Source organism: Mesorhizobium sp. Cs1299R1N1, from assembly GCF_037179655.1.
Taxonomy (GTDB): domain Bacteria; phylum Pseudomonadota; class Alphaproteobacteria; order Rhizobiales; family Rhizobiaceae; genus Mesorhizobium; species Mesorhizobium salmacidum.
This window is the reverse complement of record NZ_JAPYKR010000011.1, coordinates 206,793-219,454: the sequence shown is the minus strand read 5'-3', so window position 1 is coordinate 219,454 and position 12,662 is coordinate 206,793. Positions and strand designations below refer to the sequence as shown.

10 protein-coding genes are annotated in these 12,662 nt (G+C 59.8%); 2 read left to right on the top strand and 8 right to left on the bottom strand.

The features are described from left to right. Window positions 1-47: 47 nt before the first annotated feature. From nifA to O7A70_RS24070, 8 genes are all read right to left on the bottom strand, one after another. Entirely contained in the window at window positions 48-1,736 is a 1,689-nt protein-coding gene (nifA, locus tag O7A70_RS24105; RefSeq protein WP_337142655.1) for a nif-specific transcriptional activator NifA, read from the bottom strand. Between the two features lie 248 nt (window positions 1,737-1,984). Further along, a complete protein-coding gene (locus O7A70_RS24100; protein ID WP_337142628.1) occupies window positions 1,985-2,284 on the bottom strand; it encodes a ferredoxin family protein in 300 nt (99 codons plus the stop codon). 11 nt (window positions 2,285-2,295) lie between these two features. Further along, window positions 2,296-3,603, bottom strand: a complete 1,308-nt coding sequence (locus O7A70_RS24095; protein ID WP_337142627.1) for an FAD-dependent oxidoreductase — start codon at window positions 3,601-3,603, stop codon at window positions 2,296-2,298. Window positions 3,604-3,614: 11 nt separating this feature from the next. Next, window positions 3,615-4,724 (bottom strand): electron transfer flavoprotein subunit alpha/FixB family protein, encoded by a 1,110-nt coding sequence (locus tag O7A70_RS24090; RefSeq protein ID WP_337128375.1) that lies wholly within the window; start codon window positions 4,722-4,724, stop codon window positions 3,615-3,617. Between the two features lie 10 nt (window positions 4,725-4,734). Next, window positions 4,735-5,583: an electron transfer flavoprotein subunit beta/FixA family protein gene (locus O7A70_RS24085; protein ID WP_337128374.1), complete on the bottom strand. Its 849-nt coding sequence runs from the start codon at window positions 5,581-5,583 to the stop codon at window positions 4,735-4,737. Window positions 5,584-5,757: 174 nt separating this feature from the next. Next, window positions 5,758-6,141, bottom strand: a complete 384-nt coding sequence (gene nifW / locus O7A70_RS24080) for a nitrogenase stabilizing/protective protein NifW (RefSeq protein WP_337142626.1) — start codon at window positions 6,139-6,141, stop codon at window positions 5,758-5,760. A 64-nt stretch (window positions 6,142-6,205) separates the two neighbouring features. Next, window positions 6,206-7,384 carry a cysteine desulfurase NifS gene (gene nifS, locus O7A70_RS24075; protein ID WP_337142625.1) on the bottom strand — a complete coding sequence of 393 codons (1,179 nt, stop codon included), beginning with the start codon at window positions 7,382-7,384 and terminating at the stop codon, window positions 6,206-6,208. A 213-nt stretch (window positions 7,385-7,597) separates the two neighbouring features. Beyond that, window positions 7,598-7,918, bottom strand: a complete 321-nt coding sequence (locus O7A70_RS24070) for a HesB/IscA family protein (RefSeq protein ID WP_337142624.1) — start codon at window positions 7,916-7,918, stop codon at window positions 7,598-7,600. A 1,082-nt stretch (window positions 7,919-9,000) separates the two neighbouring features. On the opposite strand from O7A70_RS24070, the gene O7A70_RS24065 reads away from it, so the two are divergent. Next, a complete protein-coding gene (locus O7A70_RS24065; protein WP_442921207.1) occupies window positions 9,001-10,740 on the top strand; it encodes an ABC transporter ATP-binding protein in 1,740 nt (579 codons plus the stop codon). Further along, window positions 10,740-12,644, top strand: coding sequence for an ABC transporter ATP-binding protein (locus tag O7A70_RS24060; RefSeq protein WP_337142622.1), 1,905 nt, complete (start codon window positions 10,740-10,742; stop codon window positions 12,642-12,644). The genes O7A70_RS24065 and O7A70_RS24060 overlap by 1 nt, the downstream gene beginning before the upstream one ends. Window positions 12,645-12,662 lie beyond the last annotated feature (18 nt).

The following is a 12,662-nucleotide window of genomic DNA, read 5'->3' as shown; positions in this document are numbered from 1 at the left end:
TTTCCGCAAAACGGGCGGTCCACTCAGACCGGACATCATGCAGACGTCTAGAATTTCTTCACCTCGATGCCGTGCCGGCGTAGGGCATAGCCGACTTGACGGGGTGTGAGGCCGAGGAGACGAGCCGCTTTGGCCTGGACCGAGCCGGCCTTTTCCATCGCGGCGATCAGCCGGTCGCGTTCCGTCAGGCGGGGGCCTCTTGCGGGACGATTGGGATCGTCATCGCTGGCGCTATCGGGCCATGCTTCAGTCGCCGAGCCGATGCGCCGGGCCGGGAGCGGCGATCCAACTCGGTCCATGGTGCCGCGGGCGAGACCGGCCATAGCATTGCCGCCGTGGGAACAGCCAGTTCCCTTCCAAATGAGCGAAGAAAGACACTGGCCGTTTTGGCAGGCGAAGTCGGACGGAACGATCGTGGTGGAACGGGCAAGTGTAGCCGTCCTTCTCACGCAGTTTTCCAGCTCGCGGACATTACCAGGGAAGTAGCATTGCGACATGACGTCAAGCGCCGAAGGGGTGAAGGCGAGCTGACGATGGTTCTCCTTGTTGAACCGGTCAAGGAAGACTTCACCCAGACGTGGAATATCGCCGGGTCGGTCTCGCAGCGGAGGCAGGATGATCGGTATCACACTGATGCGGTAGTAAAGGTCAGCCCTGAATTCCCCATTCACGACAGCCGATTCAAGATCCTTATTGGTGGCACAGATAAGCCGGACATCAACCTTGAGCGTCCTGTTTCCGCCGACCCGCTCCAGTTCACCCTCCTGCAAAACGCGCAACAGTTTGGCTTGAAAAGCAGGCGAAATCTCGCCGATCTCGTCGAGCAACAAGGTTCCACCATGCGCCAATTCGAAACGGCCCGCCCGTTGCGCGATCGCCCCGGTGAAGGCGCCCTTTTCATGCCCAAACAGCTCCGATTCCAGAACGCTTTCAGGCAACGCGGCGCAGTTGAGCTTGATAAAGGCCTTCGTCCTACGGCCCGAAAGCTTGTGGATTGCCTGAGCAAAGAATTCCTTGCCGGTGCCGCTTTCGCCGCGCAGAAGAACGGTCGAATTGGTCCTTGCCACGATTGGAACCATTTCGAGCACCTGCTTGACTGCCGGGCTTTCCCCGATGATCCCGTCGATTTTGACCGACCGATACCGGCCGGGGTCGGCCCTTTCTGCGTCGCGCGGTTTGCCCGGTCCAGCTTGCTGTTCGACGAGCTGATGACCGTCAGTATTCGCCAAGCGGTGCAGATGGACAACGCGGCCGACAAGGTCGGCGACCATGTTGAGGAAGGGCAGGTCCTCGTCGTCATGGACGGAGCTGGGTTCCTCTTTGAGGCGCTCGATCGACAATATCCCGAGGATTTCATCCTGCGCTTTTACAGGGATACCGACAAAGGTCAGCGCAACGGCTTCGTCGTTCGACACCGTTTCACCATCACCCTGAAACAGTGCGGACTTGCTGACATCTTCTATGATGACCGGCCTCGCCGTAGCGACGATTTGGTCGATTATAGCCTGCGGTATGGAGCGGCGAGTGACTGACTGGGGTGGATAGACGTTGCCCGGTGTTGCGGAGATATCCGGCCCTCCATCAGCGCCAAGGACGATGATTGCTCCACGACGCATCCGCACGAAGGAAGATAGCGCCATGATGACATTGGCCAGCGTGGTCTCTAACCGGGCAGGGGCGGTCAGAATCTTCGATATCTCGTAGATTCCCCTAAGCGAGATATCCGCGTTATGCATGCTTCCTGTGGCTGGTTCAGGCAGGGTGGTAGAGCTTACTGGGTCGACCCTGCCGCGCATCGTGTCGTCCATATAAACAGCTCCGTGTGTCCCCCCACCGGCAAATTCCTGTTTTTTCGGATGTCGAAGAGAACTATCGGCTATGCCGTCTTCAATTGCGAGGCGGTTCTTGGCAACTGCCGATGCGACGCGTTGCCGCAACTAAGAGTTGTTGGCCCGCGCTCTGCATCAGACGGTAAATGCGTAGATCATCCGAACTTGAAGAGAACACCAAAACCGCCTCGCGGATAATTCCACGTGATCTCGCCACTGGCCTCGCATAGCACTCGGCAAGTGCCACACTCCATGCACCCGTCGGCTGCGATCTCAACTTGACCCGTGGCGTTCAGCTCATAGCATCTTGCCGGGCAGACGCGTGTCAAAGCCAGCAGGTTCGCGCTCGGGCTTTGGTGAGGCCGCACCGTGATATGAGGGCGTCCCGCATCGATAAGGTAGCGGTTTTGATATAGCTTGTCCTCGACGCGTACGGCCGGCACTGCAATCGTCATGTTGCTCTCCCTCAGCGCCAGGCGAATGCCAGGCGCAACGCATCGCTGACCAGCCCCCAGCGCGACCGCGCCGATATGAACGCGGCCGTGGTCGCCTTTTCCTTGTCGATTTTAGGCGTGCCGTCGACCCGCACGAGATTCTGCGCGGCTAGCGAAATCAGCTGCGGGTAGTTCATGAAAAAATTGTGGGAGTTGGTGTGCAGCAGTGCCGGCATATCCTTATGTTTGCGCAAGTCCTTGAGGACAAACGAGCTGTCCAGCATGGTTTTGTACAGCGCGAGATTACGCTTGGTCATCGGGAGATTCCGGCCCTTGATCTGCATGATCGCCTCACCTGCGATGCGACCGGACGTCATTGCGAGATTGGAACCCTCGCGGTGAACGGCGTTGTTCAATTGCGCTGCATCTCCGACGGCGACCCAACCGTCGCCGAAGAGCTGCGGGATCGCCTTGTACCCGCCTTCGGGAATGAGATGGGCGGCGTATTCCTTCACCTCCGAGCCCGCTATCAGGGCCCGCACCGAGGGATGGTTCTTGAAACCCTCGAGCAGGACATATGGGCTCTCCATCGTCGCAGCGAAATCGGAAACGAGGCAACCGATGCCCAGTGAGATCGATTCCTTGTTGGTGTAGAGAAACGCCAACCCGGTCATGCTCCGGGAGATGGTGCCCGCTGCCTCAATGACACAGCCCTCATTGCCCTTGAGGCCGAAGCGTTGCTCGATCACCTCTTCGGGCAAGAAATGCATTTCCTTCACGGCGAGTGCCACGCTTTCTGCCCTCGGCAGTTTGCGCAAGCCCGACCGCGTGCCTAGCAGTCCGTTGACGCCTTCCGCGAGAATGACGACATCCGCCAAGAGCCTTTCCCCGGCTCTGTCGGTGCGAACGCCGACGACCTTGCCCGCAGCATCATAGGCGAGCTCCGTCGCTGTCGTTTCGCACAGGACCGTCGCCCCGGCCTCGCGCACCTTGCGCGAAAACCACTTGTCGAACTGGGCCCGGATGATTGTGTACCGGTTTGGCTTCGCTTCGTTGAAGTCGTCGGACCGATAATGCATCCCAGCATGGGATGTGTCGTCCATCATCCAGAAGCGCTGCTCCACCAGATGCCGTTCGAGAGGCGCGTCATCCCGAAAGTCGGGGATAATCTTCTCCAACATGTGCGCATACATGATGGCTCCCTGGACATTTTTGGAGCCCGGATACTCTCCGCGCTCCAACTGCAGCACCTTCAGGCCGCCACTTGCCATCGTGAAAGCAGCTGCGTTGCCGGCCATGCCGGCTCCAATAACGATAGCGTCGAATTTTTCCTCGAGCATGCCCGTCTCCCTTAGCTCGCAAGCTTGTCGCGACTGTGCGGCGATAGCCGCCGGGTGAAGGCTTCCGTCAATGCCGGCAGGAAGCGGATCGCATCAGTGACGATGCCGATATGGGCGAAATCGAAAATCGGCGCGTTCGGGTCGGTATTGACGGCCACGATCAGATCGGCGCTTTCAACGCCCACCCGGTGCTGGATGGCGCCTGAAATTCCAGCCGCGATGTAGAGCTTCGGTCGGATGGTCTTGCCGGTCTGGCCGATCTGCCGTTCAGCCGGCATCCAGCCTTTCTGGACGAGCGGGCGCGAACAGCCATATTCGGCGCCCAGTGCCCGGGCGAGCTTCGTCACGACCTGCAGGTTCTCCGCCCCGCCAAGGCCGAGGCCACCCGCAACCACCACGTCGGCAAAGGCAAGATTTGCCTTCACCGACTGGGCATCGGGCAGGAAGCCAAGCACCTTGGTGACGATCTCGTCCTCGAGCATCGACAACTTGTGCTGGATGACACGCCCGACGGGCTTTTCCTCGCGCTGCGGCAAAGCCATGACTCTCGGTCGCACTGTCGCCATCTGCGGCCGGCAGTTGAGCGTATAGATCGTGCACAACAATGAACCGCCAAAAGTCGGCCGAGTGGCGGCAAGCGAGCCATCAGGATCCACGTCAAGTTGGGTGCAGTCGGCCGTGAGCCCGGTCAGCAGAGTGGTCGCCACCGAGCCGGCAAGGTCCCTGCCACGCATGGTGGCACCCAGAAGCAGGATCTCGGGTTTGTAGGTATTGACCAAGTCGGTCATCGCCTTGGTGAAGGGCTCGTTGCGATAGTCAGCAAGCAGCGGCGCCTCCACGATGTAGGCAAGATCGGCACCATAGGCGAAGGCCTGGGCGACGGCATGCCAAGAGGCCTCTCCCGCGGGCCCGAGCACGACGCCCGCAAGTTGCACGCCAAGCTTATCGGCTAGCTTGCGACCTTCGCCCAGCAGTTCGAAGGAGACCGGGTGCACTTCGCCGCGCTCCAGCTCGATGAAAACCCAGACGTGCCGATAGTCCTTAAAACGCTCGGGCAAATCCTTCTTCATACCAGCACGACCACCCGTCGCAGCAGGGGTTCTTCGGTTTTCGCTCGACATCCTTAGCTCCTCAGGCACCCTCGAAGGCCAGTTCGTGTTCCAGCGCCGGCTGGCGGGTGAAGATTGCAGCAATCAGCTCGTCAGCGACATCGCGCAGCACCTTGTCTGCGCTGTCGATCTGCATTGCCTTCTCCACCCGGTTGGCAGGCGCGAACACACGCTTCACGACGGTCGGCGATCCGCGCAAGCCGCATTTCCCGAGGTCCTCGATGCCAGCCTCGGCCGCACTCCATTTCACGACCTGACTACGGGCCGCGCGCAGCGCGTCTTGCAGCGAGCCGCGGCGGATTTCGTTGATGCCTTCCAGCACCGTAATGAGGCACGGAAGTTTGCTCTTAAGCAGTTGCATACCGCCTTCCGCGCGGCGCTCGACCGTGATCTCGCGCGCATCGAGATCAAGGACCGCGATCTTGGCTACATAGGTGAGCTGCAGCAGGTCGAGACGCTTGGCGATGCCAGGCCCCACCTGGGCCGTGTCGCCATCGATCGTCTGCTTGCCTGTGAAGACGATGTCGGGGGGGCCGAATGTCTCACCGATCTTGCCGATCGCCTGAGAGAGAGCAAACGAGGTGGCCAACGTATCAGAGCCGGCAAAAAAACGGTCGGTCAGGAGCACCGCGCGGTCGGCGCCATAGGTGAGCGCCTTGCGCAGTGCGTCCTCTGCCATGGGGGGCCCCATGGTCAGCACGGTCACTTCGCCGCCATCGGTGTCGCGCAACCTCAGTGCCGCTTCGAGCGCAAACAGATCGTATGGGTTGATGATCGTCGGCACACCTTGGCGCATGATCGTGTTCGTCACCGGATGGACGCGTATTTGCGCTGAATCGGGGACCTGCTTGATACAGACAACTATATGCATGCAATCTCTCTGGCTCCATCGGGGTGCGGCTTGGCGCTTGATCTGCTTGCAAGCACCATTCGTGCCAACCGCTAGTGCTGGCCACATCCCTTTAAGACGCGCCACTATGCGTCTGAGCCGTGGCTGCCGGATTTGTCGCCTTCACGACATTGTCGTGTGGCAATGCTGTCGCGTTCACTCCTTTCCGAACGGCTTCAGGATGGAATCGAAGGGGACGAAGGTGCGGCTGGGGGTGGCAGGGCGATTTGGATCGTGGTCTTTGAGTACCTTGAAGACCCGATGGCTGAGTGGCGCGGCTGTGGCGAAGTCCTCATAGGCGCGTTGCAGTGTGGCGCGCGCGCGCGCGGCGATCACCTGGTCCGTGAGATCTGAGAAATCCTCGTCGGCGAGATATTGACCCATGCGCTTCATGATATGAAGCCGGGAGACATCGAGCACCTTTGGATCATAGCAGACCCGAAGGACGGCGAAGAACTCCTCCGCGGCAGACAAGCCTTTCAGCTGTGTGAGAATGCCGGCGACTTCGATGATTGGCCTTTCGGTGGAACAGCGGCTCATTGCGATCTCCCTGGTCGGTGATGATGATCTTGGGCTCGGCTTTCTTCTCCCCAAGGCTCAGATTTCAAATCCCATCGCCGTATACGTTGCAGGTCGGGACGGAATCACGCAGCTTCTCCACGAGTGCGGGAACGATCTCGAGTACCCGGTCGATGTCCTTCCCGCTGTTGTCGCGCGACAGGGAGAAGCGGATTGCCCCTTGCGCCGCGGAGCCGGCAATGTTCATTGCTGTGAGCACATGGCTGAGCTCCGTTGAGCCGCAAGTGCAGGCCGAGCCAGAGGAACAGGCGATCCCCTCGCGATCGAGAAGCACCAGCAGGCCATCGGCCTCGACATTCTCGAAGGCGATGTTGGTCGTATTCGAGAGCCGCTCCATGGGATCGCCGGTCACGAAAGCGTCTGGAATGCGCTGGAGAAGTCCGCACTCCAACCGATCGCGGAGAGACTTTATTCGTTTACCGTCCTCATCCATGAATTTCAGGGCAATTTCGGCTGCCTTGCCAAGCCCGACGATGCCAGGCGAATTCTCTGTGCCAGCGCGCCGGTTACGCTCCTGGCGACCCCCCTTGATCAGCGGACGAAAGTACACGCCGCGCCTGATATAAAGCGCACCAATGCCCTTGGGGCCATGCAGCTTGTGTCCGGAGAGCGACAGCATGTCGATTGCTGTCGATTTCAGGTCAATCGGAAGCCGACCGACTGCCTGTACGGCGTCCGTATGGAAAAGGGCACCGACATCCTTGGCCAGCTCAGCCAATTCGACCGCAGGAAAAATCGTGCCGGTCTCGTTGTTTGCCCACATGATCGAGACGATGGCCACGCCCGGGCTCAATGCCGCCCTGTAGGCGTCGATGTCGAGCCTGCCATGGCGATCCACTGGGACCATGTGCACCTTGACGTCGCGCGTCTTCTCAAGGTCCGCGCACAGCGCCAGCACGGCCGGATGCTCGACCGCGGAGATCACGATCTCTGGGCGGTGGGGCATTACTTCAAGCGCCGAGAGGATCGCCGCATTGTTGCTTTCCGTTCCGCCAGATGTGAAGGCGATCTCATCTTCAAATTGCGCGCCGATCAGCGTCTGCACCTGCTGACGCGCCTTTTTGACGGCCGTGCGCGCGGAAGCGCCAAATCCGTGCTTCGACGAAGGGTTGCCGAACTGATCCATGAAGAGTGGCCGCATCGCTTCGTAGACCTGAGGATCCACTCGCGTGCTCGCGTTGTTGTCGAGATAGATCGGCCTCATGAAGCTCTCCTTAGCTGACCGGAAACACGTCCACGCCACGACCCGTCGCCCCACGAGCGTCTGCCCCCATGCGATGGTGGCAGAGCTGAATTGGCGGAGGAGCGCGCCAGCCTGGCCTTCGGCATTCGCCGTGGACAGAACGCTGGCGTTCGTCGGATGGAAAGCTCTTGCCCGCCGCATAGGCCCACATGGTCTGCCTCTTCGCGCAGGCAATCAGGCGAAAGACTTCCCACAAGCGCATTTCTCCAATGCGTTCGGATTATCGAAGACAAAGCCAGAACCTTCCAAGCTCGTCACGAAATCGACCCTCATGCCTGCGACATGGGGCTGCGAGCTTACGTCGACGAATACCTTGACGCCGTCTGTCTCGATGACCGCATCGCCCTCCTGCGAGAGGGTTTCCAGGCCCATGAGATACTTCAGTCCCGCGCAGCCGCCACCCTCGACCTGGATGCGCAGGCCCTCCGCCGGCTCGCCGGCTTGCGTAAGCGCGGTCCTTACCGCGGCGACAGCATTTTCGGTGAGCGTGATCATGGGACGTCTCCTCAGTGCGCGATGTTCGGCGATGCCGACGCACGGATCGTGCCAGAGGCGGACTGTTTTTCTAAACAGGTGACCTTTTTGGCAGCGCAGGTCGCATGCCCATATTGTCCACAGCGCTCGACAAGCGGTGGGGCGGGAGGGCAGGGCGCCGTTCCGGACTTGCCTTGGCGACACACAGCTGTCGGCTTTGTCGAGCCAACGACACGAGGGGTGTTCGGTCTGCGTTTTTCTGGAGCCTTCCAAGTCGTTGAACACCAGCGATCAACTGTCTCTGAGCTCTTCCGCCGCACCTGGCATGGCTTTTGAAGCACTCTCGTTGCGAAGCGGCGGAAGTCGGCCGTTTCATGTCGCCCCGTGAGATCGCAACAAAGGAAGGACAGCAAAATGTCAGACCTGCCCCAGATCGCCATTCAATGGGCAACCTGGCATCTACATAGGCCGCCTCCCAAAACACGTTCGCCGCCATTGTCGGTCTTCGGCTAAAATTTGGTCGTCGAGACCAATCGCCGTTAGTTCGGTACACGCTTCTGCTCAGAGGTTGCGCAAGCGCGCCGAGGCCGTAGCGAACTGGCGACGATGACATTGCTGCCGCGAGACGGGCGAGCCGACCACGATGGAAGCCAGCTGGTCTTCGTGCCGACTGCGGGACCACCACCCCGCAGTCTCTCTCCATTCTTCTTTCAGTCCTCGCTTTGAAAAGTGTCGATTTCGATCGAATGCCTCGCCCGGCGACCCGTCGGGCTACATCGTTCCACGGTCGCAATAACCTCGCGAAGGACTCGCGTCTTCCAATCAGGCCGAGCTCAGCCATTGGCTTGCTCACTACGCCCAAATCAAACGGCCGGGAACATTACGAAAAAATGGAAACCGAACCTTGGGTAACAGTCCTCCAGCAAGTGCTTGTTCCAGTGAGCCGCCCAACTTGCTCGCCAAAGCTGAGGCAAACAGATCTGGAAATTACGCCGGTGAACAATCATGCCGATGGCGGCGCAACCAAGCCGAGGAATTCGACCGCGCATGTGGAGGCGGCGGGTTGGGGCCAAGGCCTTAGCACGCTCACGCGCATCACATGGATGAATTTGCGGCATCCGTGGCAAGTTGCATTCGCGATTGGATCGACTTTCCTGGCTGCAACCTTGCAATTGCTCATTCCTCCAATGCTCGGTCGGGCTGTTGACCTCATCCGGACCGGCGGCGGCATCTCTGCCGGTGCAGCCGACCAAGCGATTTGGAGTTCCGGTCTCCTACTGCTCGCCGTCAGTGTGCTGCGCGGCCTTTTCACATTGGCACAGAATTACTTTGCCGAATCCGTCGCTCATCACTTCGCCTATCACTTGCGGCTCGCCTGTTACGAAAAGATCCAGCGCCTCAGCTTCTCTTTTCATGACCAGGGGCATTCAGCCGATCTGATTACCGTCTGCATGCTTGATCTCGAAGGCGTGTGCTGGTTTTTCTCCGCGGCGCTGATCCGCGCCGTCCTGCTGGCCATGCTAATCGGTATGGGTGCCTATAGTCTGCTCTCCATCAATCTGGCGCTAGGTGTCGTGGCGCTAAGCTTTGTGCCGCTCGTGGGATGGCGCTCATCGCGCACCCAGCTCAAGCTCCGCGCGACTTGGCTCGAACTGCAAGGCCGGCTATCGATTCTGAGCCGCGTCATGGAGGAAAATCTCTGTGGCATTCGCGTTGTCCGCGCCTTTTCGGCGCAGGCCTATGAGATGCTGAAATTTGAGCGAGCCTCGAAGAGCGCGCTTGCACTTGCCCAGGAACGGGTTGACATCTCCGCGCGCAACACTTCGGCGGTGAGCTTCTCCTTCTTCTTCGCCATGGGCCTTGTCCTCTGGATCGGCGGCACCAAGGTCATTGCCGGTGAGATCAGCGTCGGAAACCTCGCGACTTTCCTGACATTCATGACCCTCCTGCAAATGCCGGTCCGCCAAATCGGATTGATGGTCAATGCCTTCGCTCGCGCTTCGACCTGCGGTTCCCGTCTCTTCGCCTTCCTCGATCTGGACGTCACAATTAAGGATGCGCCCCAGGCTAGCCCCCTTCAAATCAACGAGGGCATTGTACGTTTTGACAATGTCTCGTTCGCTTATCCAGACGCTCGAAATCATCAGATTCTGAGGAACATCAGTTTCGAGGCCCGCAGAGGCGAGACGCTGGCCATCGTCGGCCCCCCCGGTTCGGGCAAGTCGACAATGGCTCACCTGATCCCCCGATTTTACGACGTCAGCGCTGGCGCCATCACTCTTGACGGGCAAGATATCCGCAACGTCACCCTTTCTTCGCTTCGCCGGGCGGTCGTGGTCGTGCAGCAGGACGCGTTCCTCTTCACAACAACGGTCGAGAACAATATTGCTTATGGAGATCCATGGGCCAACCAACCGCGGATCGAGCGGGCAAGCGTATCCGCCGAACTGCACAACTATATCCTGAGCCTACCCGCCGGCTACAAGACGGTGGTTGGCGAACGTGGCGTTTCCCTGTCGGGCGGCCAGCGCCAGCGTCTCACGATAGCTCGCGCGACGATGTTGCGCCCACCGGTCATTGTTTTCGACGACTCCACCGCCGCGATCGACGCCGCTACCGAACGGCGCATTCGCTCAGCCATGCGGCGTTTCGCGAAAGATCGCGTGACGATCATCATTGCCCACCGGCTGAGTTCCGTCATGCACGCCGATCAGATCCTTTTCGTGGAAAATGGCGAGATCGTCGAACGAGGCACTCACGAAGAGCTTCTGGCCAGGGGAGGGCGCTATCAGGCGCTACATGACCTCCAGGCTCGGCCTGGCGAAGTCGACGGAGCGAACTGATGGTCCAGAATGTCGACGGCGACAGCGAAGGCAATGCCGTCCGCGACGACGGCGCGCGGCCGCCGCGCGCTGTCGTCGGCTCGCCCCGAACCGAGGACGAGTTATTCGGTCAGGCTTTTGACAAGAACATCGTCCGGCGGATCTGGGCATTCATCGAGCCTTACCGGATCCAGCTTATTATAGCGGTTACCGGGGTACTGATCTGTGCCGGCGTGCAGCTTCTCATCCCGCTGATCATCCGCTACGCGATCGAGCACGCCATCACGCCTGGAAGCAACGATGGCTCTGCGCTGCTTGTGGCTACCGGCGTCTTTTTTCCCGCAATTTTGGTCAATTGCGTTGCCAGTTGCGTGCAGGAGAGCGCGATCGGCAAAATGGTCGAGCTCGTGCTCTTCGACATTCGCCGCGCCATGTTCGGCCATCTGCAGAGGGTTTCGCTTTCCTTCATGGACAAGACCGAGGTCGGGCGCCTGATGTCGCGACTCCAGGGCGATATCGGCGCAATCCAGGAATTTCTCCAGACGTCGGTGCTTTCGGTGGGCGACATCGCTCTGCTTTTCGGCATCATCGTCGTCATGCTGTGGCTGGACTCTTCGTTGGCGCTCCTTACGCTTTCGGTATTGCCAGTCCTCTTCATCATTCGCATCTTCTGGCTGCCGAGCGCCCGCAAGGCCTTCATGGCCGCGACCGAAACCAATTCGGCCGCCAATGGGGCGCTGGCCGAGGCCATTCATGCCGTTCGGGCAGTCCAATCCATGGATCGCCAGCAGGTCAATCTCCTCCTCTATGACGACAAGGCCCACGCCAATCTCAAGACGCAACTGACCGCTGCCAAATATGCCCAGGTCATGGTGCCGATTGTCGATACCCTCACGGGTCTTGCCATGGCCGTCATTGTGGTTGGCGGTTCACAGGTCGTGAACGGCCGCAACGATGTGGGGGTGACGATAGCGTTCTTGTTCTATGTCCAGCGCTTCTTCGACCCGATCCGCTCCCTCACGCTGCAGTATTCTGTCATGCAGCGCGCGATGGCGTCGGGCAAACGGCTGACAGAGGTGCTCGACGTGCACATTGAAATTCAAGACAAGCCGGACGCCATGCCGCTTTGGCCGCACATGGACGGATCCGTCGAATTCAGGAATGTCACTTTCGGCTACGATCCCAAGCATCCGGTTCTGAAAAACGTTTCCTTAAACGTCAACCCGGGTGAGACGGTCGCTTTGGTTGGTCCAACCGGTTCGGGCAAATCGAGCGCCATGGCGCTCGTTCACCGCTTCTATGATGTCCAGCAAGGCCAGGTGCTGGTCGGCGGACATGACGTGCGCGATGTAACGCAGGAATCGCTTGGGCGGCAGGTCGCTATGGTTCTGCAGGAGCCGTTCCTCTTCACCGGGACCGTCTTCGACAACATCCGCTACCATAGAACGGACGCGACTGGCGACGAGGTGATCGAAGCCGCCAAAGCCGTCGGCGCCCACAACTTCATTGTGAGCCTGGCCGGCGGTTACAACGCCGTGATCGGTGAGCGCGGTGGCAATCTCTCGCTCGGTCAGCGCCAGCTCATCAGCTTCGCGCGCGCGCTCGTGGCCGACGCCAAGATCCTCGTCCTTGACGAGGCAACCGCCAATATCGACAGCTACACGGAAATGCTGATCCAGAGGGCTCTGACAAGGCTTCTAGCAGGCCGAACTGGCCTGGTGATTGCCCACCGTCTTGCCACCATCCGTCGAGCCGACCGCATCATCGTTCTACAGAGCGGAGAAGTGGTCGAAACCGGCAAACACGATCAGCTGATGGCCAGGGATGGCCTGTACGCCAAGCTCTACAAGCTCAATTATGCCTCGTTCGACGACATTCCCGAGGACCAACTTGATCTTACCCCGCAGGGCCGGCGCCAGACTTGATATCTGGAAGGCAGCTGT

Bases quoted from the DNA above. Each gene is read 5' to 3' on its own strand.
- O7A70_RS24085 (WP_337128374.1), bottom strand. From the start codon at position 5,583: ATGCATATAGTTGTCTGTATCAAGCAGGTCCCCGATTCAGCGCAAATA.
- O7A70_RS24100 (WP_337142628.1), bottom strand. From the start codon at position 2,284: ATGACGATTGCAGTGCCGGCCGTACGCGTCGAGGACAAGCTATATCAA.
- O7A70_RS24065 (WP_442921207.1), top strand. From the start codon at position 9,001: ATGAATTTGCGGCATCCGTGGCAAGTTGCATTCGCGATTGGATCGACT.
- O7A70_RS24095 (WP_337142627.1), bottom strand. From the start codon at position 3,603: ATGCTCGAGGAAAAATTCGACGCTATCGTTATTGGAGCCGGCATGGCC.
- O7A70_RS24090 (WP_337128375.1), bottom strand. From the start codon at position 4,724: ATGTCGAGCGAAAACCGAAGAACCCCTGCTGCGACGGGTGGTCGTGCT.
- nifW (WP_337142626.1), bottom strand. From the start codon at position 6,141: ATGAGCCGCTGTTCCACCGAAAGGCCAATCATCGAAGTCGCCGGCATT.
- O7A70_RS24070 (WP_337142624.1), bottom strand. From the start codon at position 7,918: ATGATCACGCTCACCGAAAATGCTGTCGCCGCGGTAAGGACCGCGCTT.
- nifA (WP_337142655.1), bottom strand. From the start codon at position 1,736: ATGCATAACGCGGATATCTCGCTTAGGGGAATCTACGAGATATCGAAG.
- O7A70_RS24060 (WP_337142622.1), top strand. From the start codon at position 10,740: ATGGTCCAGAATGTCGACGGCGACAGCGAAGGCAATGCCGTCCGCGAC.
- nifS (WP_337142625.1), bottom strand. From the start codon at position 7,384: ATGAGGCCGATCTATCTCGACAACAACGCGAGCACGCGAGTGGATCCT.